Source organism: Ulvibacterium sp. (assembly GCF_965228935.1).
Taxonomy (GTDB): domain Bacteria; phylum Bacteroidota; class Bacteroidia; order Flavobacteriales; family Flavobacteriaceae; genus Ulvibacterium.
In genome coordinates this window covers 2,569,567-2,596,487 of record NZ_OZ245846.1, presented here as the reverse complement: position 1 = coordinate 2,596,487, position 26,921 = coordinate 2,569,567, and the positions used below count along the sequence as shown (strand labels likewise).

Annotated in this window: 24 protein-coding genes and 1 pseudogene; 17 read left to right on the top strand and 8 right to left on the bottom strand. The window is 42.4% G+C overall.

Annotated features, from left to right (window positions below; all coding sequences use genetic code 11):
* Positions 1–4: 4 nt before the first annotated feature.
* From ACO06Y_RS10875 to ACO06Y_RS10860, 4 genes and pseudogenes are all read left to right on the top strand, one after another.
* Positions 5–382: a hypothetical protein gene (locus ACO06Y_RS10875; protein WP_422083855.1), complete on the top strand. Its 378-nt coding sequence runs from the start codon at positions 5–7 to the stop codon at positions 380–382.
* Between the two features lie 577 nt (positions 383–959).
* Positions 960–1,928 carry a GlxA family transcriptional regulator gene (locus tag ACO06Y_RS10870; RefSeq protein ID WP_422083854.1) on the top strand — a complete coding sequence of 323 codons (969 nt, stop codon included), beginning with the start codon at positions 960–962 and terminating at the stop codon, positions 1,926–1,928.
* Positions 1,929–2,007: 79 nt separating this feature from the next.
* Positions 2,008–2,172, top strand: a pseudogene (locus tag ACO06Y_RS10865) (heavy metal-binding domain-containing protein); the annotation flags it as partial.
* Between the two features lie 3 nt (positions 2,173–2,175).
* Entirely contained in the window at positions 2,176–3,045 is an 870-nt protein-coding gene (locus ACO06Y_RS10860) for a DJ-1/PfpI family protein (RefSeq protein ID WP_422084169.1), read from the top strand.
* A gap of 26 nt (positions 3,046–3,071) precedes the next feature.
* Here the strand turns inward: ACO06Y_RS10860 and rsmG are convergent, their stop codons facing one another.
* A complete protein-coding gene (rsmG, locus tag ACO06Y_RS10855; RefSeq protein WP_422083853.1) occupies positions 3,072–3,719 on the bottom strand; it encodes a 16S rRNA (guanine(527)-N(7))-methyltransferase RsmG in 648 nt (215 codons plus the stop codon).
* A gap of 118 nt (positions 3,720–3,837) precedes the next feature.
* On the opposite strand from rsmG, the gene ACO06Y_RS10850 reads away from it, so the two are divergent.
* The 3 genes from ACO06Y_RS10850 to ACO06Y_RS10840 all read left to right on the top strand — a co-directional run bounded on the left by ACO06Y_RS10850 (position 3,838) and on the right by ACO06Y_RS10840 (position 7,148).
* Entirely contained in the window at positions 3,838–4,941 is a 1,104-nt protein-coding gene (locus ACO06Y_RS10850) for a fatty acid desaturase family protein (protein WP_422083852.1), read from the top strand.
* Between the two features lie 13 nt (positions 4,942–4,954).
* Complete coding sequence (locus ACO06Y_RS10845) at positions 4,955–6,139, top strand: pyridoxal phosphate-dependent aminotransferase (protein ID WP_422083851.1); 1,185 nt, start codon at positions 4,955–4,957, stop codon at positions 6,137–6,139.
* Between the two features lie 280 nt (positions 6,140–6,419).
* Complete coding sequence (locus ACO06Y_RS10840; RefSeq protein ID WP_422083850.1) at positions 6,420–7,148, top strand: MBL fold metallo-hydrolase; 729 nt, start codon at positions 6,420–6,422, stop codon at positions 7,146–7,148.
* 98 nt (positions 7,149–7,246) lie between these two features.
* On the opposite strand, the gene ACO06Y_RS10835 is transcribed toward ACO06Y_RS10840, so the two are convergent.
* The 5 genes from ACO06Y_RS10835 to trkA form a co-directional block, all read right to left on the bottom strand.
* Positions 7,247–7,546 (bottom strand): hypothetical protein, encoded by a 300-nt coding sequence (locus tag ACO06Y_RS10835; protein ID WP_422083849.1) that lies wholly within the window; start codon positions 7,544–7,546, stop codon positions 7,247–7,249.
* 2 nt (positions 7,547–7,548) lie between these two features.
* A complete protein-coding gene (locus ACO06Y_RS10830) occupies positions 7,549–7,899 on the bottom strand; it encodes a hypothetical protein (RefSeq protein WP_422083848.1) in 351 nt (116 codons plus the stop codon).
* A gap of 51 nt (positions 7,900–7,950) precedes the next feature.
* Positions 7,951–8,289 carry a helix-turn-helix domain-containing protein gene (locus ACO06Y_RS10825; protein ID WP_422083847.1) on the bottom strand — a complete coding sequence of 113 codons (339 nt, stop codon included), beginning with the start codon at positions 8,287–8,289 and terminating at the stop codon, positions 7,951–7,953.
* 93 nt (positions 8,290–8,382) lie between these two features.
* Positions 8,383–9,873, bottom strand: coding sequence for a TrkH family potassium uptake protein (locus ACO06Y_RS10820; protein ID WP_422083846.1), 1,491 nt, complete (start codon positions 9,871–9,873; stop codon positions 8,383–8,385).
* The gene (trkA, locus tag ACO06Y_RS10815; RefSeq protein WP_422083845.1) at positions 9,873–11,222 is read right to left on the bottom strand and encodes a Trk system potassium transporter TrkA; all 1,350 of its coding nucleotides are present in this window, start codon (positions 11,220–11,222) and stop codon (positions 9,873–9,875) included. Before trkA ends, ACO06Y_RS10820 begins: the two co-directional genes overlap by 1 nt.
* Before the next feature lie 250 nt (positions 11,223–11,472).
* On the opposite strand from trkA, the gene ubiE reads away from it, so the two are divergent.
* The 3 genes from ubiE to ACO06Y_RS10800 all read left to right on the top strand — a co-directional run bounded on the left by ubiE (position 11,473) and on the right by ACO06Y_RS10800 (position 13,895).
* Positions 11,473–12,201, top strand: coding sequence for a bifunctional demethylmenaquinone methyltransferase/2-methoxy-6-polyprenyl-1,4-benzoquinol methylase UbiE (ubiE, locus tag ACO06Y_RS10810; RefSeq protein ID WP_422083844.1), 729 nt, complete (start codon positions 11,473–11,475; stop codon positions 12,199–12,201).
* A 4-nt stretch (positions 12,202–12,205) separates the two neighbouring features.
* Complete coding sequence (locus ACO06Y_RS10805) at positions 12,206–12,907, top strand: porin family protein (RefSeq protein ID WP_422083843.1); 702 nt, start codon at positions 12,206–12,208, stop codon at positions 12,905–12,907.
* A 100-nt stretch (positions 12,908–13,007) separates the two neighbouring features.
* Positions 13,008–13,895 (top strand): hypothetical protein, encoded by an 888-nt coding sequence (locus ACO06Y_RS10800; RefSeq protein ID WP_422083842.1) that lies wholly within the window; start codon positions 13,008–13,010, stop codon positions 13,893–13,895.
* Positions 13,896–14,070: 175 nt separating this feature from the next.
* Here ACO06Y_RS10800 and ACO06Y_RS10795 read toward each other — a convergent pair whose 3' ends face one another.
* Positions 14,071–14,793 (bottom strand): TrmH family RNA methyltransferase, encoded by a 723-nt coding sequence (locus tag ACO06Y_RS10795; protein ID WP_422083841.1) that lies wholly within the window; start codon positions 14,791–14,793, stop codon positions 14,071–14,073.
* Positions 14,794–14,817: 24 nt separating this feature from the next.
* Between ACO06Y_RS10795 and ACO06Y_RS10790 the strand changes: the two genes are divergently transcribed.
* The 4 genes from ACO06Y_RS10790 (at position 14,818) to accD (ending at position 21,866) form a co-directional block, all read left to right on the top strand.
* Entirely contained in the window at positions 14,818–17,412 is a 2,595-nt protein-coding gene (locus tag ACO06Y_RS10790) for a BamA/TamA family outer membrane protein (protein WP_422084168.1), read from the top strand.
* 33 nt (positions 17,413–17,445) lie between these two features.
* On the top strand, positions 17,446–19,815 hold the full coding sequence (locus ACO06Y_RS10785; protein ID WP_422083840.1) for a hypothetical protein: 2,370 nt from the start codon (positions 17,446–17,448) through the stop codon (positions 19,813–19,815).
* An 84-nt stretch (positions 19,816–19,899) separates the two neighbouring features.
* Entirely contained in the window at positions 19,900–20,967 is a 1,068-nt protein-coding gene (fbaA, locus tag ACO06Y_RS10780; RefSeq protein WP_422083839.1) for a class II fructose-bisphosphate aldolase, read from the top strand.
* 38 nt (positions 20,968–21,005) lie between these two features.
* Complete coding sequence (gene accD, locus ACO06Y_RS10775; RefSeq protein ID WP_422084167.1) at positions 21,006–21,866, top strand: acetyl-CoA carboxylase, carboxyltransferase subunit beta; 861 nt, start codon at positions 21,006–21,008, stop codon at positions 21,864–21,866.
* A 53-nt stretch (positions 21,867–21,919) separates the two neighbouring features.
* Here the strand turns inward: accD and ACO06Y_RS10770 are convergent, their stop codons facing one another.
* Positions 21,920–22,789, bottom strand: a complete 870-nt coding sequence (locus tag ACO06Y_RS10770; protein ID WP_422083838.1) for a hypothetical protein — start codon at positions 22,787–22,789, stop codon at positions 21,920–21,922.
* Positions 22,790–23,058: 269 nt separating this feature from the next.
* On the opposite strand from ACO06Y_RS10770, the gene rpsO reads away from it, so the two are divergent.
* The 3 genes from rpsO to ACO06Y_RS10755 all read left to right on the top strand — a co-directional run bounded on the left by rpsO (position 23,059) and on the right by ACO06Y_RS10755 (position 26,770).
* Positions 23,059–23,328, top strand: a complete 270-nt coding sequence (gene rpsO / locus ACO06Y_RS10765) for a 30S ribosomal protein S15 (protein WP_422083837.1) — start codon at positions 23,059–23,061, stop codon at positions 23,326–23,328.
* A gap of 180 nt (positions 23,329–23,508) precedes the next feature.
* Positions 23,509–25,728 carry a polyribonucleotide nucleotidyltransferase gene (locus ACO06Y_RS10760; RefSeq protein WP_422083836.1) on the top strand — a complete coding sequence of 740 codons (2,220 nt, stop codon included), beginning with the start codon at positions 23,509–23,511 and terminating at the stop codon, positions 25,726–25,728.
* 178 nt (positions 25,729–25,906) lie between these two features.
* The gene (locus tag ACO06Y_RS10755) at positions 25,907–26,770 is read left to right on the top strand and encodes a sigma-70 family RNA polymerase sigma factor (protein WP_120713364.1); all 864 of its coding nucleotides are present in this window, start codon (positions 25,907–25,909) and stop codon (positions 26,768–26,770) included.
* Positions 26,771–26,921: the final 151 nt, after the last annotated feature.

The window sequence follows — 26,921 nt, the reverse complement described above, 5'->3', positions numbered from 1 at the left end:
TTCCATGAAAACAGCTTTAACCGTATTCTTTGCACTATTTGCACTTCTATCTTGTTCCAATGACAATGATATCATAAGACCTGCCTGTGGGGTGGACAATCCCGCAAAGGAGTTGTCCTGGCTTAAAACAGAAATAGATAACAGGGAAGCCAACATCACCGAAGACACCAAATACTGCTACATAACCCAAGCTGATTATAAGGGGCAAACTGTATTTGTATATCAGGATTGCAATCCATTGATTGACAAGGGTATTCCAATTCTTGACTGCGAAGGAAATTGGATTGACCGTACTGAAGAAAATCGCTTTGCTTTGCGTGATTTGGAAAATCAGATTATAATTTGGAGACCTGCCCTGTTTGTCTGCGAGCCCGAGCTCTAATTCCGGCCAATCCGCACCCAGCCTTTCCAGTATCATCTTTTTAGTATAAGCAAAGAACGTGTAAACGGTAATTGGATAGGAAGATTTTATTGACATTCCCTAAAACCAATCCTAGCCAGCTTTACTCCTTGGAATTGCCCACGATACCCTTCTTTGACCTTAATCCCGCACAATTTATATGTAAATATAACATTAATTAATTGTAAAATAAAAGTAATCTATTTAATTTTATAATGTACTAGATGCCTAGCGATTTGTCAAGAAAAAATAGCCATACAATCAAGAGAACTATATTCGATTCTATTTTTAAAAGTATTTGGGCCTATATAAAAGGCTACGCTAAAAAATACAAAAACTTCTACTATCGGATGTTAAGCCTGTAAGCCTGTTGCTGAACTTCGGTGAGGCCATTTCACTTATCCTGTTAAAAAATCCTCTTCAAAATTTTGCCATAATCCAAGAGTCCATATGCCCTGTTTTTTTTCAGTGCTTTTGATCTTGCTTCTACTCTTTTATCCAATAATACCACTATTTTTGAAGTCGAAACACACCGTTTTTCCATTCATAAAATAGATAGTTGCAGAACAACCACACCTATGATGCCTACTTTTTAATCCCCCCGGAAGTTCAACTACTGGATATCGCCGGACCAATACACTTGTTTTATGAGGCCAATGAATATGGTGCCCAATTTAAGGCCCATTACCTCAGTCTAAATCCGGGTACCGAGGAAATATCCAGTGCAGGGATAGCATTAAGTAGGCTGGAACCTTTTTGGAATTTTACTTTGGGGCCCCATGATTTGCTTTTTATACCCGGTCTGGAATCCCACTTATTCTTTGCCGAGGATTTTAAACCAAAAAACCAACTTTTTTTTAGCTGGTTAAGGGAGCAAAATCAAAACAAGGCAAAAATCTGCTCCGTTTGTACCGGAGCCTACATCATGGCTTTTGCCGGGCTTTTTGAAGGGAAAAGCTGCACCACGCACTGGAAGTATTTTGGAGATTTCAAAACTCGCTTCCCCCGAGCGAAATTGCTATCGGATCGATTAATCGTAAAGGATGGCAATTTGTATTCAAGTGCCGGCGTTTCATCGGGTATTGATCTGGCATTGTTTCTTTTGGAGGAAATATACGGTCCCGTTTTTGCTACCAAAATTGCCAAGGAAGTAGTTATTTATCTAAGAAGAACGGAAAACGACCCGCAACTGAGTGTTTTTCTACAGTACAGAAACCATATGGACAATCGTATTCACCAAGTACAGGATACGTTGGCCCAAAACTTGGACAAAAAATTAAAGATCGAGGAACTGGCCGAAAACTCCCATATGAGTCCAAGAAATTTGACCCGGGTATTCAAAAAGACTACAGGCATTACCATAGGGGATTATTTGGCAAAACTTCGTATTGAACGCGCCCTGCAATTGCTTTCCAGCGGTACAAAAGTGAACGCCGTCTCATTGGCCTGCGGTCTGCAAAGCAGCAATCAGTTGCGGGCTTTACTTAAAAAGCATACCGAGTCCCTTCCTTCCCAACTTCGGAAATAATTGTCCCAATGCTGCGTATTCTTGTCCTTTGCCGAATAGTATAGGCATAGTAGCTTTGAAATCATCAAAAAATCAAAAAATGAACAGATTTGCTATTCTTACCGCTCTGTTTTTTGGGACGTTATTTTTCCATGGACAGAGCGGTTCAACCGAATCAAGTGTATATGTTTGTCCGCCTTGTGGTTTAAGTTGTGATACCGTGGAACATGACGCCCCGGGAAGATGTTCATTTTGCAATATGGTACTTATGAAAAAAGAAGATGTGAAAACCATTGCTTTTTACCTACAGGACAGGGTCGAGGTCCTTGACTTCGCAGGGCCAATGGAAGTGTTGTCCTATGCAGGTTTTGAAGTCTTCACGGTCTCTGAGAAAAAAGGCCCCATAAAGTCACAGGGTATTCTCAACGTTCTTCCGGATTACACCATCGATAACGCCCCTAAGGCAGATATTTTGGCTTTTTTTGGAGGCAATACCTCGCCAACGGTAAAAAACCCAAAGGTCATTGAATGGGTCAAAAATCAAGAACATATTGAATACTATTTTTCCGTATGCACGGGGGCCTTTATTCTAGCGGAAGCGGGCATACTGGATGGGAAAACAGCAACGACCTTTCATAGTGCATTGGACGATCTACAGGACTCCTACCCCAAAATCAATGTAAACAAGAATGTCCGTTTTGTTGACAATGGAAATGTGATTACTACGGCAGGGATATCCGCAGGAATAGACGGAGCCCTGCATTTGGTGGCAAAACTACATGGACTCAAGGCAGCAAAACGCATTGCCTACAATATGGAATATGATAATTGGCGATTGGGCGATGGCCTAATTTTATCCGATGACAACCCCTATTCCGAAAAGATTGCACCATCTTTTTTAAAACATTTTGAGGGCACCTATGAATACGAGAACGGTTCACAAATAGAAGTAACATACAACAAAGCCAAAGGAGACCTCTATGCTACAATTAATGGTATTGCTTATCCGATTTATCATGAATACGAGGATGTATTTTCAAATATTGACCAGGAACCTATCTTTTTCAAAAGGGGCGAGACCAATCAAATTACCGGATATTCGCTTGCCGAGGACAGTACTTTTTATAGAAAGTTGTGAGGTATGCAAATCTCGATTTTGTCTATTTACAGTTTTAGATCACTTTTAGGTTTTTGAGGCAAATACACTACCCTTTTGGTTTCAAAAAATGCATCGTCAAAATAATCGGTCAATTCAAAAATCTGGACGGTTTTGTACCCCTTTAGTTCTTCTTTAAGATCGCCCCCTTTAAGGTATAAGATTCCATTTCGCCTTTCATGTTTGGATTCTTTCTTTATTTTTCCCTTGACCCAATGTACAAAAGTGGGCATAGCCGCTACTGCGCGGCTCACGATGAAATCAAATGTTTCCTCCACATTCTCGACACGCTCATTTACCACGGTAACATTTTTTAATCCTAAACCTTCCGCGACTTCTCGGACTACCTTTATTTTTTTCCCGATCGAATCCACTAAAGTAAAATCAACTTCGGGAAAAAGAATGGCCAAGGGAATTCCCGGAAAACCACCTCCCGTACCCACATCCAGGATAGTGCTTCCCGGTTTAAATTTCTGAACCTTGGCAATTCCCAACGAATGGAGTACGTGTCTCAAGTACAACTCATCGATATCCTTTCTAGAGACTACATTGATTTTTAAGTTCCAATCCTTATAGAGCTCTTCCAACAACAAAAACTGTTGTTGTTGGGTCTCGGATAAATTGGGAAAATATTTGAATACTATTTCAGCGGTCATATGTACATTTGCATTTCATCAAAAATAGTATATTACATGCTGTTAGGATTCCTTTTATTTGGCGGGTTAGACCATTTAAGTTTGGAATTACGTTATATTTATCAAAAGATTGCAATACATGAACCAAAAGACCATTCGATTTTCAAGAAAAGACTCCGCCCAATTTTTCCGTACATTAAATAAGCGGGTCAATGATTACTTCGTGGAAAACAAAATCAAGAAGACCGGTAACTGGCAATTACACCTTAAAACGGTCATTATGTTCGCCCTCTTCCTTACCCCCTACTTTTTGATCCTCACCCTAGGCCTGCCCAATTGGGCCAACCTTTTATTGACCATTATCATGGGAGTTGGTATGGCAGGGGTAGGAATGAATGTTATGCACGATGGCAATCATGGCTCCTATTCCAGAAAAAAGTGGGTCAATAAATTGATGGGGGGCAGTATTTATATCCTTGCCGGGAACGTATACAATTGGCAGGTACAGCATAATGTGCTTCATCATACCTATACCAATATCCAAGACCATGACGAAGATATGGATGCCGGACGCATTTTACGGTTTTCGAGGCATTCGGAATGGCGAAAGCATCATAAATTCCAGCATTTCTATTCTATCTTTTTATATGGACTATTGACCTTTAATTGGGCCATTACCACGGATTTTCAGCAGATGTATCGCTACATGAAGCGAAAGCTCAGTTACGGCAAGTTGCCGAATCCGGTCATCAATTGGAGCACCCTGGTCATTACAAAAATCATCTACATCACCATATGGATCGTCCTGCCCTTGGTTTTTATTGATATTGCCTGGTGGAAAGTGCTTTTGGGCTTCTTCATCATGCATTATGTGGCCGGAGTAATTTTAAGCGTGGTCTTCCAATTGGCACATATCGTGGACGAGGCGGAGACTCCCCTCCCCGATGAAGGTGGCAACATGAAAAACACTTGGGCCATTCATCAACTCTTCACTACAGTGAATTTCGGTACAAAAAACAAAATCGTAAACTGGTTTACAGGAGGATTGAACCACCAAGTAGAGCATCATATTTTTCCCAACATCAGCCATATACATTACACAAAAATTTCCAAAATTGTGAAACAGACGGCGAAGGAATTTAATTTACCCTACAACGAGTACAAAACTACCAGAAAAGCTATAATTTCGCACTTTAAACATTTAAAGGAATTAGGCAAAAGGCCTGCCCTACAATACCAGTAAATCCATATCGCAAATGAGCAACCATTTATCCGAAAGAATCAACAGCATGTCTACTTCGGCCACCTTGGCTATGGCGGCAAAAGCTCGGGAACTACGAAATGAAGGAAAAGATATTATAGGCCTAAGCCTGGGCGAGCCGGATTTTAACATCCCCGACTTCATAAAGGAAGCGGCCAAGAATGCCATTGACGAAAACTATAGCAGTTATTCTCCTGTGGATGGGTATGCCGATTTAAAACAGGCCATCTCCAATAAGTTCAAGCGGGACAACAATCTGGAATATGGGTTAAACCAAATTGTGGTTTCCACCGGAGCCAAACAGTCCTTGGCCAATGTGGCCATGTGTATGCTGAACAAAGGTGACGAGGTAATACTGCCGGCACCGTATTGGGTAAGCTATAGCGATATCGTGAAATTGGCCGAAGGGGTTCCCGTTGAAGTGCCTACAAGTATTGAAACGGACTTTAAAATGACCGCGGCACAATTGGAAGCGGCCATTACGCCTAAGACCAAGATGTTGTGGTTTAGTTCGCCCTGCAACCCCAGTGGTTCGGTCTATAGTTTGGAAGAATTGGAAGGATTGGCCGAAGTATTGCGGAACCATCCCAATATTTATGTGGTCTCCGATGAAATTTACGAGCATATCAATTTTCGTGGGGGACATGTGAGCATTGCAGGCATTGAAGGGATGTACGATCGTACCATTACCGTAAATGGGGTTTCCAAGGCCTTTGCCATGACGGGATGGCGTATAGGTTATATCGGTGCAGCGGATTGGATCGCCAAGGCCTGTACCAAATTTCAGGGACAAAATACCAGTGGGGCCAATGCCATTGCCCAAAGGGCAACGATTACCGCCCTGGAGGCACCGGTGAGTAAGATCCAGTTTATGATCGATAAGTTTCATGAACGACGCGACCTGATTCTTGGGCTTCTTGGGGAAATTGACGGTTTTAAGCTCAACGTACCCGAAGGTGCCTTTTATGTCTTCCCGGACATTTCCAACTTTTTTGGAAAGACGCTTAATGGAACCTTAATTGAAAATGCATCCGATTTTGCCCTGTATCTCTTGGAGCATGCCAATGTTGCCACCGTTACTGGGCAAGCTTTTGGCAATCCCAATTGTATCCGTATTTCCTATGCCGCCTCTGAGGATGAGATTCGGGAAGCGGTAGGACGGATCAAGGCAGTCGTTTAAAATAAAATCCTGTTTGGATGAAACCCCTCCTTGAATCAAGGAGGGGTTTTTTGTACCCTAATAGAAAGCGAGAAATCAAAATCGGGTCAAAAGCTAGGGAATACCCATTTCCCTTCACATATTACAACACTATTATTTTTTCCTAAAATGATTATGGTCATGGTACATGATTATCCTTGGATTTAGTTTTGGTTTTTAAATTAAAATGAAATTGGAAATAAGCATACGAGTTTCCTTTATGCTGTTTATGCCCATAATTATACTCGTTCAAAGTTGTACCATGGTTAAAGTATCTATCAGCGAAAAAAGAAATCCAACACTCCAACAAATCGATATCGGGGAAAATACGGTATTGTCTACCTGGGGAACGATCAAGGTAAACAAATCCCATTTCTTCCCTTCCAGTTTTCAACTTAAAACAAAGAACAAGGTTATTTATATTGACCCGGTTGGAATAGAAACCACCGAAAAAGCAGACTATATATTGATTACCCATTCCCACCCTGACCACTTTTCCATTAAGGATATAGAAAAGGTTATTCAATCGGAAACAAAAATTATTTGTTCCAAGGGAGTTTCAAAAAAACTAAAAGAGTATAACCGTCATATAAGGATAATGAGGCCCAAAGATGTCCTCAAATTTGAAGATCTTGATATAACGGCCACTGCGGCCTACAATACGAAATCGGTTTTTCTATGGATAAAGGCTCATCCTAAATCAAAAGAAAACATTGGTTTTGTCCTAACCTTAGGGGGAGGCCTAAGAATATACCATGCCGGTGACACGGACTACATTCCTGAAATAAAAGGGTTAACGGACATTGGGGTTGCCCTGGTACCCATCGGAGGGGACAATCTTACTATGAACGAGGAAGAGGCCGCCCGTATCGTAAACCAGATCAAACCTCAAAAAGTAATCCCTATGCATTATGAAATCAAAAATCGGGAGGTACTGAAACGTTTTCAAAGTTTGGTAGACCCGGATACTACGGTCATGGTGCTAGACTAAATAATTCAGAGCCCTTACTTAAGGCCATCATGCCCTTCCCTAACCCATATGTTGGTCAAACCAGCATTAGTCCCACAATGGATTCAAAGATTTGAGGCTTATTCAACAAGCTGATACGTTTCCAACTCAAACTTAATCTTGCCTTCCTTCATAAAGGCAGTCCATTGTACGGTCACCTCATCAAAGTCCTTGCTTTCCATACAAGATAAATGGGATTGTTGATCCTCCCACACCAGATAGGTGGATAAATGGGTTTCGTTCTCCGCTATCAACGATTTCATTTCAACCAATCCTGGTTGTTTCCTAAAAATCTTAGCGGACTCCTTGGACATGGCAAGAACGGCATCCTTGGATGAGTGATCTTCCAAGATTGTCCTTGTAATTACATAATATGCCATAACTATTGTTTTTGTTTACTTTTCCTGTTTTCTACAAAATATACCCAACAAGCCATAAGGATGAAAAGCAAAGATACTGTTCCGAAAACTATCATCCCGTTCATAAACACGGCAGTGGTGGCAAGCACAAAGGTGGCCATCATAAGTAAGGCCCCATATTTCCTGATTTGGGTAAAAACCAACAATACTCCCCCGACTACCTGCATTATACCTAATCCGGCCGTGAATGAGGCGGTCATACCCAATACCTTAAAAAGTTCAATGTCCGCTTCTTGTTGAAGTATCTTGAATACCCCGGTGGCGAGACTTAATACGATGAGTAAAATCAGGTTGATTTTGTACAGCAATTTCATGGTTTTTTACAAAAATGCACGCTGTTGGGCGAAAAAACGTATCGAAAATTGCTATTTACCATTATGCCTTCTGAATTCAGAGGGCGTAAACGAGGTTTCCCGTTTAAAAAGGTTGGAAAAGGAGGGTATACTTTCAAAACCTACCTGTATACATACCTCGTTGACCGGTAAGCCTCTTCCAAGGAGCTCCTTGGCCTTTTCAATTCGTTTGCGTTTCAAATATTGGTGGGGCGTAGTACCATAGGCCTCTTTGAACAGCCTTAAGAAGTGATACTTTGATAAATACACGCTTTCGGAAATATCATTAAGTTTAATAGGGTCGGAAAAGTGCCGATCTATAAGAATCTTGGCATCCTTTATACGTTTATATAGATAAATCTTCGGATACATAATATGCACAAACGAACGGCATCTTCGCCTGTAAATGAAGGTACAGAATTTTGGTAAAACGCCATACCACAAAAAAAGCCTGGGAAGTTTATTTCAAATCCGCTTCCAAAAATAAGGAGTCAATAAAATCAATACGGTGAAGAGTTCCAATCGACCGGCAAGCATTAAAAAACCACACCACCATTTACCTGCATCGGGCAGGCTATTAAAATTACTGACCGGATTAAGACTGCCCAAGGCCGGTCCTACATTACCCAAGGAAGAGGCCGCCCCTCCAATGGCGGAGACAAAATCCAATCCCACGGCTCCCAAGACCAAAGCTCCTATTACGAACAATAACATGTAAAGTACAAAAAAGGCTATGATGTTGTATACAATATGCTCACTGACGGTCTTATTATTGTAGCGTACCGGGATTATGGCATTCATATGCAAGGTCCGCTTAAATTCCAACAAACCGTTTTTAATAATGAGCAGATGCCGCATTACCTTAATTCCTCCCGCCGTGGAACCCGCCGATCCACCCAAAAACATCAACCCAAAAAAGAAAATCGTCAAAAAAGGCGTCCAGGCCGTAAAATCCGCAGAAACAAAACCCGTAGTGGTAACCACGGCTATGACCTGGAACAAAGCATGCCGAAACGCACTTTCACCTTCGCCAAAAACCATGGGGTGATAGTCCGATATAGGAACATTCGCCTTAAAATACACCACCAAAGCGGCTATAATCATAAAGACAAAAATGAACGCCGCGTAGAACTTAAATTCCTCGTCCTTAATTACCCTTAGCACTTTTCCCTTAAAGGCGAAATAGCTCAATACAAAGTTGGAGCCAGCCAGAAACATAAAGAAAATTACGATATATTGGATCAAAGGCTGATCGTTCCAGTAGGCAAGACTTGCATTCTTAGTGGAAAAACCGCCTGTGGACAAGGTAGCCATGGCATGGTTTATGGCATCGAAAAAGGACATCCCGGCCAGTTTTAACAAAAGCGTCTCTGCGGCGGTATACCCAAAATAAATCAACCATAGTCGTTTTGCCGTATCCGTAATCCGAGGGTGCAATTTATCGGCGTTGGGGCCAGGGGCCTCGGCAGCGAACAATTGCATTCCCCCGATTCCCAAAAGCGGTAGTATGGCTATGGCCAGAACAATAATTCCCATTCCTCCGATCCAGTGGGTAAGGCTACGCCAAAAAAGAATGCCCTTGGGCAAGGACTCTATATCTTCCAAAATAGATGCGCCTGTAGTGGTATAGCCGGATATGGTCTCAAAGAAAGCATTGGTTACTCCGGGGATGGCCCCGGAAAAGATATAGGGTAACATTCCGGAGATGGACATCACGATCCATCCAAAAGTAACAATGATATAACCTTCCTTACGTTTTACCTCCTTTTTATGTCCTCTGGTGTAAAACATGGCAAACACCCCTCCGAACATTGTGGAAATGGCCGCCGTGGTAATTTCCAAGGTAACCCCATCATCATAAATACCGCTTACCAAAGCGGCCAAAAGCATAAATCCACCGTTGCAGACCAACAGCAGTCCCATCAAGTGGAATATAATTCTGGAGTTAAGGGTCATTACAGGAACAATCTTTCTATTCTGGGAATTACATCGGGTAGGCAACATACCACAACACGGTCGCCTTCCTGGATTTTAAAGCCCCCCAAGGCAATAATACCTTCCCCGTTCCTAACGACACCCCCAATCGTAGCCGATTTTGGAAAATCCAGTTCGCGTATAACGCTTCCGGTCACCTTGGAATCCGCTTTTACCACAAATTCCAGTATTTCCGCATTTAGGTTATTGAGACGCATCAAGGCTACGACCTCTCCCTTCCGAATATATCGGAAGATATTATTTGCAGCCAAGAGCTTTTTATTGATTAACGTATCAATGCCTATGGAGTGGGAAAGTTGAAAATAGTCCATATTCTCCACTAATGCGATGGTCTTTTTTATGCGCTTGGACTTGGCGACCAGGCAAGACATGATATTCGTCTCGGAATTTCCCGTAACCGCAATAAAGGCATCCATGGAATCCAGACTCTCCTCTTCCAACAGCTCAACATTGCGACCATCCCCATTGATGACCAGGGCATTGGGTAGATCATCGGCCAAATCAAAGGCCTTTTCCTTACTTTTTTCAATAAGCTTTACATTGAATTTTTTGGCACAAAGGTCGCGGGCCGCTTTAAAACCTACTTTACTTCCACCTAAAATCATCACATTTTTAATATCCGCTTTTTTCTTTCCCGTAAGCTTATATAATTCGTCCACCCCCTCCTTGACCGTAATGAAATAGACCTGGTCCCCTTCCTTAAAAACGGTATCCCCCCTGGGTATAACGGTAAACTGTGTGCCTAGACGCTGTAGGGCTATGGGCATAAAATGAAGTTCGGGGAAAATCTTAGCGGCCTCCTTTACCATTTTTCCAACAAAAGGCGCTGTTTTGCTCAGGGACACCCCGATCATAATCAACTTGCCATCTTCAAATTCATAGGTGTCATTAAACGCGGATTTATTCAACAAAAGTTGTATTTCAGCAGCTGCCAGTTCTTCAGGAGAAATCAGCTCATCGATTCCCAAGTCGGAAAACCTGATGATTTCCCTATTGTCTACGAATTCGGTATTGGAAATCCGGGCGATGGTTCGTTTACTTCCCAACTGCTTCGCCAACATACAAAGGGTTAAATTGGTGGTCTCGGAGGAAGTAACCCCGATGACCAAATCCGAATTTTCAACTTTTGCGTCCCGCAAAACGGTTATGGAAGTGGCATCTCCCCTTAGTACGCGTATATCCAAGTGGTTATCCGCATAGACAAGGCTTTCCTTATGGGTGTCTATGAGGGTAATGTCCTGGGATTCGTACGAAAGAAGTTTTGCTAAATGAAAGCCTACTTCACCAGCTCCTGCAATTATGATTTTCATTTAATCGGATATTGTTGTCATGGGCAAGAATAAAACCTAAAATCTACTGATCGAAAGAAATAACACTTTGAGTGCCAATACATCTGTACAACTTACTTGCCAATTCTGAGGTGCAAAATTACACAAATTAATTGTGTTGCCGATCATAATAAAGCCCCAAGTACCCAAAATAAGTTCATTTGCCTGTATTGAGGGTCCTAAATAGAGTCACCTGAACCGTATGCGCTATATTTGCCGAAAATTGCATGGAATGCAGAAAAAAATTACGCCATATTCCGATTCCGGTTCCGGAAAAAAGGAGCAGGTAACACAAATGTTCGATACCATTTCCAAAAACTATGATGGTCTAAATAGGGTCATTTCCTTTGGATTGGATATCAAATGGAGAAAACGGGTCGTACGGATCCTGCAGGAAAAAAAACCTGTCCAAATTCTGGATATTGCCACGGGAACCGGTGATTTGGCAATTAGCTTGGTGAAAACGGGAGCCTCTAAAATTATAGGTCTAGACATTTCCCAAGGCATGTTGGAGGTAGGCCAAAAAAAGGTAGATGCAAAAGGTCTGGGGAACACCGTTGAGATGACCGTTGGGGATAGTGAAAATCTTCCCTTTCCCGATAACTCATTCGATGCGGTAACGGTAGCCTTCGGAGTACGCAATTTTGAGACTTTGGAAAAAGGGTTAATGGAAATCCATCGTGTTCTAAGACCATCGGGTACTTTTGTGGTGCTGGAGACCGCAGTTCCTAGCAAAACACCTTTTAAACAGGGGTACCATTTCTATTGCAAATATATGCTTCCCGCCATAGGCAAACTCTTCTCCAAGGATAAATCCGCATACTCCTATTTGTCCAAATCCGCATCGGTTTTTCCACATGGTGCGGACTTCAACAATATTTTACGCAAAACGGGGTTTATAGATGTAGCGAACGAACCCCAAACATTTGGTGTCGCCTCTATTTATGTTGCTACAAAATAAGAATATGAAGTACCTCTTTTTGTTTTGTGTTGGCCTACTTTTTCTAGGTATCCCTGCTAACGCCCAATTTAACGAAAAGCCCATCCTAAATCTGGAAAATGAGGACAAGGCATTACTGAATTGGGGATATTTCTTGGGGTTTAACCAATATGATTTCAAATTCAATTATAGAAATGATCCAGGGGATACGGATATCCTAGTCAGTAAGTCCATTGGTTTTAACGTAGGGCTCATCGGCGAAATGCGGATCAATGAGTTTTTGGACCTTCGATTCGAGCCAGGTCTCCTGTACAATGCAAGAACCCTGGGTTTTCCGGGATTTACCGAGGAACGTGATGCGATAAGGGAAGTAAAATCGACCTATATCAATTTCCCACTTTTAATCAAGGCAAGTACACGGCGTTTTGGGAATTGGAAGCCTTTTTTGATCGGGGGTGCCTCTACCTCCTTAAACCTGGGCAGTAATGAAACTGCCTTGGACGACAATAGTTCGGGTACCTTTCGGATGAAAAAGTGGGTATACAATTATGAACTGGGCTTCGGAATCGATTTTTATTTGGAATATTTCAAATTTACACCCTCAATTCGAGGGGTTTTCGCCATTAGCGATGAATTGGTTCCGGACAATGACCCCAACAGTCCATGGACAGGTAACATAGAGGGACTCCGCACAAGAGGATTTTTTATAAACTTTACTTTCGAATAAGATGTGATATAAATGGAATGTCACGAAAAAAATCAAAACGGGATTCCGGAATCGTCCCATTTATAATTTAAATATTAAGTTCCCTATGTACCCCAATTTTATGAAATATCGTTTGATAGCCCTAATCTTGGGTCTTTTACTGTTTTCCTGTTCCAAGGAAAGTTCTGAAATTCCCAATGATCCGGATGAGGTACAATTAATCAGTTCCATTTCAAGGGACGATGAAACCGGCGTTGACAGCCTGTTTTATGAAAATAACCGTTTAAAAGCCGTACAGGAATACATAGAGGGGAATGAGTTTTTTGAAGGGGGAATCGATTATATAACCACTTACGAATACAATTCAGGCAATCAATTGAGTCAAATTTCTAGAATCCATTCAAAATCGGACATCCCAGATCGGGTAACGCGTTATTTTTATAATTCCGATGGAACCTTAAAGCAAAGACGTACCCTATATAACTCCCGTGAAGTCATCACGGACTATACTTATGAAGAAGAAAGAATACGTATCCATGTGGGGGAAGATTTTGAGGTAAGAGTCAATTTGGATGAAAACCGTAGAATCCAAAACGTTGAAAAAAAGAGCTTTCTAAACGAAGGGTATTACGCGTTTAAGACATTCGAGTATGATGAAAACGGAAATGTGACCAAACTGTCCATTAGACAATCCGAGGAATCCATTCTTGAGGAATATTCCTTTACGTACGATGATAAGGAAAACCCTTTTGTCGTTTTTGATTATAAATTGCCCAATGGCCTAAGCATTAAAATGTTGGAGGAAACCGAAAGGGTATCCAACTATCCATTTATTACGGATGGAAGCGAAGATAATTATCTAGGTTTTTTCAATACAAATAATATTATTTCGTGCATTGGCTTCTCCAATTCGGAATATTCCTATACCTACAACGAAATGGATCTTCCCTCTAAAATCACCTATGATTTTCTCCAAAATAAATCGTCCTTGATTCTTACCTATTATTAAAACATCTTGGTTGGCACATCCATGGATTCATGTGGAGGGTGGAGCAAGTTTTGGTCAGGTTAACCCTCGAAAGTTGCTTTGGGAAACAAGAACCCATTCGTCGAACCCCCTTTCAAAGGATTTTTTAGAGGCAAATAACCATAGGGAAAAGCCAGGATTGTCGGATGGTAAATAGCTAACCCCTACGGATTTCGTTCAAAAAAATGGCTGTAGCGGTTGCTACATTTAGGCTTTCAGCAGTAGGGTTCCCAAATTGGGGAATACCTATCTTTTTATGACATACTGCTTCAACTTCTGGCGAAATCCCATGGGTTTCATTGCCCATGACCAAAATTCCGGATTCCCGCAAATTCGTACCATAAGCGCTTTGTCCATCCATGGATGTGCAGAAAATCTGTTTTTTGGATTTCCTTAAAAACTTCAGCAGGTTCGTATAGACCACATGTACCCTGGCAATGGAGCCCATGGTCGCCTGAAGCACTTTGGGATTATAGCAATCCACGGTGTCCGGGGAGCATACCAAATGGCGTATCCCGAACCAGTCACAAAGCCGGATAATGGTTCCCAAATTTCCGGGGTCGGACACATGGTCCAGGGCAAGGATCCAATCCGTAAAATCAACTTCTTGGGTTTTTGGTTTGTAAAATACCCCGAGTAAGGTGTTGGGATTCTTTAGGGAACTCATTTTTTTGAGCTCCGACTCCGAAATCAGGACTTGGAAATCCTGTCCCACATCCAGAACGGAATTATCCGTGGTATATATACCATAGACCTCCAAACCGGAATCCAAGAGTTCCCTTACGGTCTTGATTCCTTCAACAAAAAAAAGTCCATGTAAGTTTCGGTACTTTTTTTGATGCAGGCTTTTGATAAGTTTTATTTGGTTTTTAACAACCATGCAAATAATGTATTTTTGGCTTCTATGAGGATGCACTTGGGCACTATCGGAACCCGGGCTAAAATAAGCCTATTATTGATAGGTTTCGCGATTACTTCCTGTAATACCCTTAAGAGGGTCGGTGAAGATGAGCTTCTTCTTGTAAAAAATACCATTTACGCAGACAGTCTAAAAGTAACCGATGAGGATATCGAAAGTCTCATTATCCAGAAACCCAACAGCAGCATCTTGGGGTACCCTCTTCGACTGAATCTGTACAATATTGCCAAAAAAAATCCGGATTCCTCCTATCAGGATTGGCTCTACCGAAAACCCAAGCGAAAAGATAGATTGGACAATTTTTTATCCGAAAAACAGGTAGAGCGTCTTGGGGAGTCCTTTTTGGTAAAAGGGTTAAGTGTTTGGTTGAAAAGAATTGGGGAGGCACCGGTAATCATTGACACCTCCAATACAAGAAAAAGTTTGGAAAGGCTCAGCATTTATTATGGAAGTAAAGGCTATTTCAATAACAATACCACCTTTGAAATTGATAGTACCTCCAGAAAAAAAAGAGCGAAAATCAACTATAGGATTCTCTTGGGAGAACCCTATACGGTAGATTCCATATCCCATTCCATTGCTTCCAGTGCCATAGACTCCCTATACGCGCTAACCGCGAATGAATCTTTCGTTGAAGAGGGAAAACAATTTGACCTTGGGGATTTCAACGCCGAGCGCGAGCGCCTGGCGAGTATTTTTAGAAATTCCGGTGTTTACGATTTTCAGGAAAGTTCCATAAGCTATAACATTATCCGAGACACTACAAAGATGGGCCAAGATAGGGGAATGGACGTGGAGCTTAATATCGACAATTTAAAAAGAAGAAGCGATACCACATTGACGACTTCCGAGTACAAAATCCATAGGTTTGATAGGATCAATATCTATACGGACTATCTATATAGCGAGCGTGATAGTGAGCAACGATTTACCAGGTATGGCAATTATACCATCTTTTATCATAACAAACTACGCTTTAAGCCGGAGACTTTGGCAGATGCTATCTTTTTTGAAAAGGATAGTATTTATAGGGATTTGGACAGGACCCGTACCTACCGACAAATAAACAATCTCAATGTTTTTAAGTATCCGACCATCACATTTGAGGAAGACAGCACACGGACAAAACTCACCTCCAATATTTATTTGGCACCAAGGCCCAAGTATTCCCTGGGAATGGGTTTTGATGTTACCCATTCCAATATTCAACGTGTAGGCCTTGCCTTTAGTCCCTCTTTGCAGGCTAGAAACCTCTTTAAGGGTGCAGAGAATTTAAGCCTAACCGGAAGGCTGAACGTTGGTTCCTCGAGCGATCCTACCATACTGGACAGCCGTTTCTTTAACATCTTGGAATTTGGGGCGGATCTTAATTTGGATTTTCCCAGAATTTGGTTTCCTTTTCTAAATACGAAAAAAATCATCCCCAGCTATACCCTGCCCAGAACACGAATATCCCTCGGAACCAGTTTTCAGCAGAATATTGGTCTGGATAAGCAGACCTTTAACTCTATCTTAAGCTATAATTGGAGTCCGTCCGATTTTAGAAGAAATACCGTGGAACTTTTAAACATTCAATTTGTTCGCAATGTAAACACGAATCGTTTTTTTAACGTTTATCGGAATTCCTATGATAGATTGGACGAGGTAGCCGATGATTTTGAAGGAGACCCTGCCTTGACCGAATTTTTCGAAACACCGGAAGGCTCTACCGATCCCCGGTTGATCATTCCCGAGGGGACTACAGGTTTTACCCAAGCCATATTGACTAATGAGGTGCCCTCCACGGCCGAACAGTTGCAAGAGGTAAACAGCATTGAGGAACGAAGAATACGGCTAACGGAGAACAACCTCATCTTTGCCAGTAATTATACCTTTCATAAAAACAATAGGAACGGACTCACCGATAATAACTTTTTTCAATTTAGATGGACCTTGGAAAGTGCGGGCAATCTGCTTTCCGGCTTCGCCAATTTCATTCCTTTCAACAAAAATGATGATGGTGATCTTTTGGTTTTTAGTGTTCCCTATTCCCAATATATCAAGTCTGATATCGATTATGTAAAGTACTGGGACCTGTCCCGCTCAAAAGTATTGGCATTCCATACCTTCATTGGAATTGCCGTTCCTTATGGCAACTCTACCAACATTCCCTTCGTACGTAGTTATTTTGCCGGGGGATCCAATGATAATCGCGCTTGGTTCCCGTATTCCCTGGGGCCTGGTAAGACGAATGCCATAAACGACTTTAACGAGGCCAATTTTAAATTGGCGTTCAATTTGGAGTATCGGTTTCCCATAGTTGGTGATATTAAAGGAGCCCTGTTCGCCGATGCAGGGAATATTTGGAATGTTTTTGATGATCAGGAAGATCCCGATGCCGTTTTTGATGGTTTTGAAGATTTGGGGGATATTGCCTTGGGAACCGGATTTGGGCTTCGGTATGATTTCACCTATTTTCTATTTCGTGTGGACTTGGGCTTTAAAACGTATAATCCGGCTGAAGAGCCTTCCAAAAGATGGTTTAGGGACTACAATTTTGCCAATTCGGTACTTCAAATTGGTATCAACTATCCTTTTTAATAACTTAGTGATAGTACTAAATTTAAGGCCAAATTGGGTTTAAAATATTCTACAATTGAGTTTTACACACAGATATTCTTTTTAGTTATCTGTTTCTCTTCCTATACGCAAAGCTCTTTTGTGGATAAGGTCTATCCATTGCAGCAAGACCCTATCCTAAGGGAAAAAGTCTACATTCATACCAACAAAACGGACTACTTCGCAGATGATACGATTTGGTTCAAGGCCTATGTGGGCGATACGATCAATTACCCTTCATTAGGGACCACTAAACTATACGTTAACCTGTTGGATGCCTCGGGAGTGGTGATTTACAATAAGAATATATTCATCGATGAGGGTACCGGACAAGGGGAATTTGAGCTCAATTCAGCCGTAAGCTCCGGAAAATACTATATACAGGCCTATACCAACTACATGCGGAATTTTGGGGAAGCGTATCACTATCTGCAAGAGATAACCGTACTTGGAGATACCGATCTGGAAGATGATACTGGAGAAATCAAATATGATGTACAACTGTTTCCGGAAAGCGGGAACCTTTTGGAAGCCACCGAAAGTATAATGGGCATTAAGGCCATGATCAATGGGATGAGTGCTGATTTTAAAGGGAAAATAGTGGGTAGCGATGGAAAACCAGTGGCCCATTTCGTAAACCAGCACCAGGGCATGTCCCGTTGCAAGTTTCAGTATAAGGCCGGGGAACGATACACCGCCCAAATATCCATAAACAATACATTGTTAAAAATCAATGTTCCAAAAGCCTTAAAGAAGGGGGTTGTTTTACATACCGACAACTCCGATGATACCTATTTGAAGGTGGCCCTGAAAACAAACGAAACAACTTTTTACGATCAAATCTATTCCAATTATACCTTGTTGTTCCATCAAAACCATCAAATCTACGGGCTGGTCTCGGTAGCAAGGCTGGATTCCACGCTGGCTACGGTAAAAACGGACAAGAATGTTTTTTTGGACGGGGTAAACACCGTGACCCTTTTCGAAGACGATAGGCCGATTGCCGAACGCAAATTCTTTGTGGAAAAAGAACATAAAAAAGTGGTATCCGATTTGGCCAAATTACGGGTTGAAAATGACTCCGTAACCTACAAACTCCGGCTATCGCGCAGGGATAAGCCAGTCGAGGCAAATTTGAGTGTTTCCATTCTTACGAATGATACAAGGGCCTATGACGAAAAACAAAACCTTCGAAGTACATTTCTGTTGACTTCCCATTTAAAGGGCCATGTGGAAAATCCCGCTTACTATTTCGACCCTACAAACAAGAATAGAAAAGAACACGTGGACTTATTGCTACTTACACAGGGGTGGTCAAAGTATACCTTAAAGAGGATGATACAGGAACTGAACCCGCGCCCAAAATTTGAATTTGAACAAGGTTTTGAACTGAGGGGGGAGCTTCATGGGCCATTACTGCACAACAGATTGGCACTAATTGCGGATAATTATCAGGTCATTGACAAAGTAAACCTAAAAAAGAATCGAAACTTCGATTTTAAAAACTTGGTGCTCTATAAAGGCGATACGCTCAAAGTGTCGTATTTGAACTGGCTTGGCAAATTCATAAAACCTGATACGCTGCGATTTGAGGAAAAACCGGAACACAACATTCCATTTCCAAGAGTGCCTAAAAAAAGCTCCTTTGCCATAGTGGACCATGGCTACGTGGAAGCACAGGATGAGCTACCGCTGACGTACGAGACAGGAACGATAGCGTTGGAAGGAGTAACTCTTACCGATAGAAAACTGAGCCAACGTATGATCGAAAGAAGAGCTTTGATACAGAAATACAAGCCAATGGTACCCGACATCGGTCAATATTTTAATACTCCGGTCCCGGAAAATTTCAAGGAACGGGATTTAATGTCATTTCTAAGAATTACGGAAGGTATACAGCTGGTCACTTCTCCAGGCGTTATAAGTTATTTGGAAGGGCCTGACAAAAAATTAACGTTTTTGTTTGTAGATGGCAGAATGATCGAACCCCCTGAACTTCCAGCTTCAGTTTTTATTAATATGAAAGATGTCGCCAATGTTATGATAGGTAATAAATTCGCACCCATGTTAGGGGGCACATATATGTTTGTTCAAGTATTTACCAAAGATTCGTATAGATATAACACAGCTCCATTTTATGACCAACACATTGTAAAGGATGGTTATGATATGGCCAAAGAGTACTACACTCCCTTGTATGTTTTTGAACGGTCAAGACCTCTCAATTTATTGGAAGTCGATTGGAAACCCAATTTAAAGACCAATAAGAAAGGAGAGGTCAGCTTTAAAATAGCCAAAGATGAGGAGTTAAATGGCCTGTTTTTTTCAATTCAAGGATTTTCGAACGGTGGCCATTTAATTTCCAGAACGATACTGACGGATTGATTTATTTTACAAAACTGCTTTTTTAGGCCTTGTTTATTTTATTACTTTTGTCCCATTCATTACTAAACTAAACAGACCAAAAGTATGGCCCACAATATTAAACCGGGAGTAGCTACCGGTGACGAAGTCCAGGAAATATTCAATTACGCCAAGGAGAAGGGATTTGCCCTACCAGCAGTAAATGTCATTGGTTCAAACACCATAAATAGCGTACTGGAAACGGCAGCAAGTTTAAATTCCCCCGTAATCATTCAGTTTTCGAACGGAGGCGCCCAGTTCAATGCGGGGAAAGGCTTATCCAACGACGGGCAACGTTCCGCCATCTTGGGAGGAGTTGCCGGAGCCAAACATATACATCAATTGGCGGAGGCTTATGGGGCAACTGTTATTCTACATACGGATCACTGCGCAAAAAAATTGTTGCCTTGGATCGATGGCCTTTTGGATGCCAGCGAAAAACATTTTGCGGAAACCGGAAAATCCCTTTTCAGTTCACATATGATCGACCTATCCGAGGAACCTATCGAGGAAAATATTGAAATCTGCAAGGAATATCTAGCCCGAATGAGCAAAATGAACATGACCTTGGAGATAGAATTGGGCATTACCGGAGGTGAAGAAGATGGTGTTGATAATTCGGATGTTGATGATTCCAAACTATACACCCAACCCGAGGAAGTGGCCTATGCCTATGAAGAACTTTCCAAAATAAGCCACAGGTTCACCATTGCCGCGGCTTTTGGCAATGTTCATGGGGTCTACAAGCCTGGAAATGTAAAACTTACGCCAAAAATCCTAAAAAATTCCCAAGAATACATTTCGGAAAAATACGGCGTGGAACACAACCATATTGATTTTGTCTTTCATGGAGGTTCGGGCTCTACCGTAGCGGAAATCCGTGAGGCAATTGGATACGGCGTCATAAAAATGAATATCGATACAGATTTGCAATATGCGTTCCTATCCGGGGTAAGGGATTACGTTCAAGGTAAAAAAGACTATCTTCAATCCCAGATTGGTAATCCGGAAGGCCCGGACGAGCCCAATAAGAAGTTTTACGATCCCCGCGTGTGGCTTAGGGAAGGTGAAAAGACCTTTGTTGAACGCCTAAAGAAGGCCTTTGAAGACCTTAATAACGTTAACACATTGTAGCGTAGTTCCGCAAATAACTTCTATCTAATATGGAAAATATGACGGCTTGGTTCAAAAGAAAGGAAAAGGGAATACAAACCGCTACGGAGCAAAAGAAGGATACACCTAGGGGGCTTTGGTACAAATCGCCTACAGGGAAAATTGTGGAGTCCGAGGAGTTGGCCAAAAATTTTTACGTAAGCCCGGAAGACGATTATCATGTAAGGATAGGAAGCAAGGAATATTTTGAAATTCTTTTTGATGATAACAAGTTCACCGAACTGGATCCAAAACTTTCCTCAAAAGATCCGTTGAAGTTTGAGGACACTAAAAAATACTCCGACCGGTTAAAGGCGGCACAAAAGAAAACCGGTCTAAAGGATGCCGTAAGGACCGCCGAAGGCAAGTCTATGGGCAAGGATTTGGTCGTGGCCTGTATGGATTTCAGTTTTATAGGGGGTTCTATGGGAAGTGTCGTTGGGGAAAAGATCGCCAGGGCCATTGATCATGCCATCAAAAACAACATTCCCTTTGTAATGATATCGAAATCAGGGGGAGCCAGGATGATGGAAGCTGCCCTATCCCTGATGCAACTGGCGAAGACATCGGCCAAATTGGCTCAATTGGCCGAAGCGGGTATACCCTATATTTCCCTGTGTACCGATCCCACTACAGGGGGTACTACGGCGTCCTATGCCATGCTGGGGGATATCAATATCTCGGAACCTGGTGCCCTGATCGGCTTTGCCGGCCCCCGAGTGGTAAAGGAGGCAACGGGCAAAGAACTTCCTCCAGGATTCCAAACCGCGGAGTTTGTACAAGAACATGGTTTTTTGGATTTCATTGTCCATAGGAGGGATTTGAAAAAGAAAATAAACCTCTACGTAGACTTGATCCAAAACAAGCCCATCAGAAAATAAAAAGCCCCGACCAAATTAGCCGGGACTTTTCAACCCAATCAATTAGAAGTCTATCAATTTCTAAAACGTCGAAGGAAGATTTCCTCCGTGCTGCCGTCAGGATATGTTAAAACACCTTTGGCATCACATTCGCCGTCCCCAAAATCGAGACTGGCGGTGAGGTCGTTCCGGGAAATTTCCAAAATCCCGCTGACGATGAAACGGCAGGACCACTCCCTTCGCAAGGGGGTTAGGGTTTCCTTGATAAAAACATTGCCTAATGGTCCCGTATAGGTTCTTTTCCCAGTAATCAAAAACACATTATCGCCCCAGAATCCGCTGCCGTAGCCTTCTATCCATTCCCGGGTACGGTTACCGGTAAAATTGGAGGTACTCCCATCCGGCCATGTGCCGCTGAACGCCCCTGTCGCATCCGCCTGCGGGTTGCCATTTTCATTGGAACGTACCCTTTCTATTGTGGCACCACCTTCCACGGCAACTTCATTGAACGTAAAATCCACCAAAGAAAGGGTAATGGTCTTTGTGGCCAGTTCCATATCCTTTTCATAGGAAAGCAAAATAATTCCGCTAAGGACATTTCCATTGGGTAATTCGCATCCCGAACCAAAATCGATGGTCTTTTCTCTGGTGGTATCCGTGATCACGGTCGTAATGGTCACACAGTCAGGAAGATAATCAGATCGATAAGACGCTTTGGAAATCGTACTGATTTCATCCGTGGCATATACGTCCTCCGCCACGGTAATGACTTCTTCAGAAATAAGTTCGGCTTCGTCACTGGCGGTCAATGCCACCACATCCAGACTTTGCTCGCCATCCATACTCGGCGATTCCTCTTTGTTACAGGAAAAAAACAGCATCGTTGCCATCCCGAGGGTCATCGGAAGTAACCCTGTAAAGTTCATTTTTTTGAGACTTTTCATTTTTTTAATTTTTAAATGGTTTAATAGGTAAAATGCAATTCGCCATTAAAGATTTGATCTAAAACCAACACTTAAAATGGCTCATTTCATACTAACATTTTTTTAACATTACCCTCCTAGGACTAAAGAATGTCACGAAAGGTTTAACCAGGCTCAAAAAAAATTACTGAGATAGTCCAAAACAGTCCTGTAATCTAAAAATATTTCTATCTTTGCGCACTGATTGAAAATCAATCAAATACATAAAAATCATTTAATAGAATATTGGAATGTATTTAACCAAGGAAATTAAGGCCGATATCTTTAAAAAATACGGCGGAAAAGACACCAACACGGGCTCTACGGAAGGGCAGATTGCTTTGTTTACACATCGTATCAACCACCTTACCCAGCACCTTAAAAAAAATCACAAGGACTTTAATACCGAAAGATCTTTGGTGCGTTTGGTAGGGAAGCGAAGGAGCCTTTTGGACTATCTCAAGAAAAAGGATATTGTAAAATATCGTGAATTGATTAAAGATTTGAATATTAGGAAGTAAAAATATGGGGAGCAATGCTCCCCTTTTCCATTGCCATTTTTAAACGACCTCGATGATTTCGGGGTTAAAAAAGCTGCACACAGTTTTTCATTGGTCAACACAACAACACAACCCTGGCCGTCCGGTAAGACGGTAGACCATTGTTTAACAAATCCGCCACAGGTGGATTAAATCAAATGTATGATTCCAAAGACTTTTAAAGAGGTCATTGACCTCGGTGACGGTAGGGAAATCTCTATCGAAACCGGAAAATTGGCAAAACAGGCCCATGGATCCGTTGTTGTCCAATCCGGAAAATGTATGCTATTGTGTACGGTAGTTTCCAATTACAAACCAAGTGATGTCGATTTTTTGCCCTTAACGGTAGATTATCGCGAAAAGTTTGCGGCCTCTGGCCGTTATCCCGGTGGATTTTTTAAAAGAGAGGCCAGGCCCAGCGACGGCGAGGTTTTGACCATGCGATTGGTAGACCGGGTACTACGCCCGCTCTTTCCAAAGGATTACCATTCGGAGACCCAGGTGATGATCCAACTCATGTCCCATGACGAGAACGTTATGCCCGATGCCATGGCCGGATTGGCGGCATCCGCGGCCATTCAACTTTCCGATTTCCCCTTTGAATGTGCCATTTCCGAATGTCGTGTGGGGCGTATAAACGGGGAGTTTATCATTAATCCTACCCGGGCACAATTGGAAGAAAGTGATATAGATATGGTCATTGGGGCCTCCGCCGATTCCGTAATGATGGTGGAAGGTGAAATGAAGGAAATCTCCGAGGAAGACATGACCGAGGCCATTAAATTTGCCCATGAGGCGATCAAGGTACAATGTGCCGCCCAGTTACGATTGGCCGAGGCCTTTGGTAAAAAGGAAGTTCGGGAGTACGAGGGGGCACAGGAAGATGAGGAACTGGAAAGCAAAATACACGACCTTACCTATGATAAGGTATATGCCGTAGCTAAAGCAGGTTCGGCCAAGCAGGAGCGCAGCGCCGCGTTCGATGCTTTAAAGGAAGAAGTACAAGCCAATTTTACCGAAGAGGAATTGGAGGAAAACGGCGACCTGATTTCCAAGTATTTTTATAAGGCCGAGAAAGAAGCCGTCCGTGACCTCACCCTGAATGAGGGCTTACGATTGGATGGTAGAAAAACCGATGAAATCCGACCTATTTGGTGCGAAGTGGATTATTTGCCTTCCACCCATGGTTCAGCTATATTTACTCGAGGCGAAACCCAGGCCCTGGCAACGGTAACTTTGGGAACCTCCCGAGAGGCCAACCAAATAGATATGCCGTCCTACGAAGGCGAGGAAACCTTTTATCTGCACTACAACTTTCCCCCATTTTCAACCGGGGAGGCCCGACCTATTCGTGGCACCTCCCGTAGGGAAGTAGGCCATGGTAACCTGGCCCAACGTGCTTTAAAGGGTATGATCCCCGAGGATTGTCCCTATACCGTTCGTGTGGTTTCCGAGGTATTGGAAAGTAATGGTTCCTCCTCCATGGCTACTGTCTGTTCGGGAACCATGGCTTTGATGGATGCTGGGGTACAATTTAAAAAACCGGTCTCAGGAATTGCCATGGGATTGATTTCCGATGCCGATAGCGGAAAATATGCAGTACTTTCCGATATTTTGGGAGATGAAGATCATTTGGGCGATATGGACTTTAAGGTGACAGGGACTGCAGATGGTATTACGGCCTGTCAAATGGATATCAAAGTAAAAGGCCTGTCTTATGAAATCTTGGTAAAGGCCCTAAAGCAGGCCAGGGATGGGCGTTTGCATATTTTGGAGAAATTAGTGGATACCATCGCCGATCCAAGACCGGACGTTAAGCCCCATGCACCCAAAATGGTTACCACAGTTATACCCAACGAATTCATTGGTGCCTTGATCGGTCCTGGCGGAAAGGTAATCCAGGAGTTGCAGAAAGAGACCAAGACGACAATTGTCATCAATGAAGATCCGGTGACGGGAGAAGGTATGGTAGAAATTTTAGGTACCGACCAAGATGGCATCGATACCGTTTTAGCGAAAATAGATGCCTTGATGTTCAAGCCCGAAGTCGGTAGCGTTTATGAAGTTAAGGTGATTAAAATGCTCGATTTTGGTGCTGTTGTGGAATACAACGATGCCCCAGGCAACGAAGTACTGCTTCATGTTTCGGAATTGGATTGGAAACGTACCGAAAATGTTTCCGATGTAGTGAACATGGGCGATGTGTTTGATGTAAAATACATGGGTATCGACCCGAGGACCAAAAAAGAAAAGGTCTCCCGTAAAGCGTTGCTTCCAAAACCAGAGGGTTTTGTAGAAAGGCCTCCAAGAAACAATGACCGTAACCGCGGAAGGGACGATCGGCGTCGGGATAACCGAGATAGAAAACCACGACGGAATTAGATAATTCATAAGCCTTGCTAAACGCCCTAGCCATTGGTTAGGGCTTTTTTTATCAAAAAATCGATCTATTAACCAAAAAATTAAGTTTTTTTGACCCAATTGTAACATTTCCATCTTTTTTACGTATAAGTATATGCAGCTTAGGCGTAATGAACTTAACTAGAAAGGAAAATTGTAGATGAGACAACTAAAGATTACAAAACAGGTTACCAATAGGGAAACCGCGTCTTTGGACAAGTATTTGCAGGAAATTGGCAAAGTAGACCTTATCACAGCGGATGAGGAAGTGGAATTGGCCCAACGCATCAAGGCAGGCGACCAGATCGCTCTTGAAAAACTCACAAAGGCCAACCTTCGATTCGTGGTTTCCGTTGCCAAGCAATATCAAAATCAGGGCCTTACCCTACCTGACCTTATCAATGAGGGTAATTTAGGATTGATCAAAGCGGCCCAACGTTTTGACGAAACACGGGGATTTAAATTTATCTCCTATGCCGTTTGGTGGATCAGACAGTCCATTCTACAGGCACTGGCAGAGCAATCCCGTATTGTTCGGTTGCCTTTGAACAAAATTGGTTCCATCAACAAGATCAACAAGACCTTCGCCTTTTTGGAGCAGGCGCATGAACGTGTACCTTCTGCAGAAGAAATTGCAAAGGAATTGGATATGACCGTGGAGGACGTAAAACAGTCCTTAAAAAATTCAGGGCGACATGTATCCATGGATGCCCCTTTAATCGATGGCGAGGATTCCAATCTTTATGATGTACTACGTAGTGGGGAATCCCCCAATCCCGACAAGGATTTGTTGCATGAGTCCTTGCGTACCGAAATTGAGCGTGCCCTGGAAACATTGACCCCAAGGGAAGCTGACGTTATCCGTCTTTATTTCGGTCTGGCAGGACAACATTCAATGACCTTGGAAGAAATCGGGGAAACCTTTGATCTTACCCGGGAGCGGGTTCGCCAAATTAAGGAAAAAGCGATACGGAGGTTAAAACATACCTCCAGAAGCAAGATTCTAAAGACCTATCTTGGTTAATTATTTTATAAAATAGCATGTTAAATATTCCACAAATTGGATTTGTGGCATATATATTGTAATTTTAAGGTTAACAACAGTTTATCATGACTGTTCGTTTTTTGATTGATGAATAAACTCCGGCTGATTACCGGAGTTTTTTCATTTATAT

What these genes read in the sequence shown, in the direction of transcription:
- ACO06Y_RS10875 (WP_422083855.1), top strand. Translation starts at nt 5, where the DNA reads ATGAAAACAGCTTTAACCGTATTCTTTGCACTATTTGCACTTCTATCT.
- ACO06Y_RS10860 (WP_422084169.1), top strand. Translation starts at nt 2,176, where the DNA reads ATGAAAAAAGAAGATGTGAAAACCATTGCTTTTTACCTACAGGACAGG.
- rsmG (WP_422083853.1), bottom strand. Translation starts at nt 3,719, where the DNA reads ATGACCGCTGAAATAGTATTCAAATATTTTCCCAATTTATCCGAGACC.
- ACO06Y_RS10850 (WP_422083852.1), top strand. Translation starts at nt 3,838, where the DNA reads ATGAACCAAAAGACCATTCGATTTTCAAGAAAAGACTCCGCCCAATTT.
- ACO06Y_RS10845 (WP_422083851.1), top strand. Translation starts at nt 4,955, where the DNA reads ATGAGCAACCATTTATCCGAAAGAATCAACAGCATGTCTACTTCGGCC.
- ACO06Y_RS10840 (WP_422083850.1), top strand. Translation starts at nt 6,420, where the DNA reads ATGGTTAAAGTATCTATCAGCGAAAAAAGAAATCCAACACTCCAACAA.
- ACO06Y_RS10835 (WP_422083849.1), bottom strand. Translation starts at nt 7,546, where the DNA reads ATGGCATATTATGTAATTACAAGGACAATCTTGGAAGATCACTCATCC.
- ACO06Y_RS10830 (WP_422083848.1), bottom strand. Translation starts at nt 7,899, where the DNA reads ATGAAATTGCTGTACAAAATCAACCTGATTTTACTCATCGTATTAAGT.
- ACO06Y_RS10825 (WP_422083847.1), bottom strand. Translation starts at nt 8,289, where the DNA reads ATGTATCCGAAGATTTATCTATATAAACGTATAAAGGATGCCAAGATT.
- ACO06Y_RS10820 (WP_422083846.1), bottom strand. Translation starts at nt 9,873, where the DNA reads ATGACCCTTAACTCCAGAATTATATTCCACTTGATGGGACTGCTGTTG.
- trkA (WP_422083845.1), bottom strand. Translation starts at nt 11,222, where the DNA reads ATGAAAATCATAATTGCAGGAGCTGGTGAAGTAGGCTTTCATTTAGCA.
- ubiE (WP_422083844.1), top strand. Translation starts at nt 11,473, where the DNA reads ATGCAGAAAAAAATTACGCCATATTCCGATTCCGGTTCCGGAAAAAAG.
- ACO06Y_RS10805 (WP_422083843.1), top strand. Translation starts at nt 12,206, where the DNA reads ATGAAGTACCTCTTTTTGTTTTGTGTTGGCCTACTTTTTCTAGGTATC.
- ACO06Y_RS10800 (WP_422083842.1), top strand. Translation starts at nt 13,008, where the DNA reads ATGAAATATCGTTTGATAGCCCTAATCTTGGGTCTTTTACTGTTTTCC.
- ACO06Y_RS10795 (WP_422083841.1), bottom strand. Translation starts at nt 14,793, where the DNA reads ATGGTTGTTAAAAACCAAATAAAACTTATCAAAAGCCTGCATCAAAAA.
- ACO06Y_RS10790 (WP_422084168.1), top strand. Translation starts at nt 14,818, where the DNA reads ATGAGGATGCACTTGGGCACTATCGGAACCCGGGCTAAAATAAGCCTA.
- fbaA (WP_422083839.1), top strand. Translation starts at nt 19,900, where the DNA reads ATGGCCCACAATATTAAACCGGGAGTAGCTACCGGTGACGAAGTCCAG.
- accD (WP_422084167.1), top strand. Translation starts at nt 21,006, where the DNA reads ATGACGGCTTGGTTCAAAAGAAAGGAAAAGGGAATACAAACCGCTACG.
- ACO06Y_RS10770 (WP_422083838.1), bottom strand. Translation starts at nt 22,789, where the DNA reads ATGAAAAGTCTCAAAAAAATGAACTTTACAGGGTTACTTCCGATGACC.
- rpsO (WP_422083837.1), top strand. Translation starts at nt 23,059, where the DNA reads ATGTATTTAACCAAGGAAATTAAGGCCGATATCTTTAAAAAATACGGC.
- ACO06Y_RS10760 (WP_422083836.1), top strand. Translation starts at nt 23,509, where the DNA reads ATGATTCCAAAGACTTTTAAAGAGGTCATTGACCTCGGTGACGGTAGG.
- ACO06Y_RS10755 (WP_120713364.1), top strand. Translation starts at nt 25,907, where the DNA reads ATGAGACAACTAAAGATTACAAAACAGGTTACCAATAGGGAAACCGCG.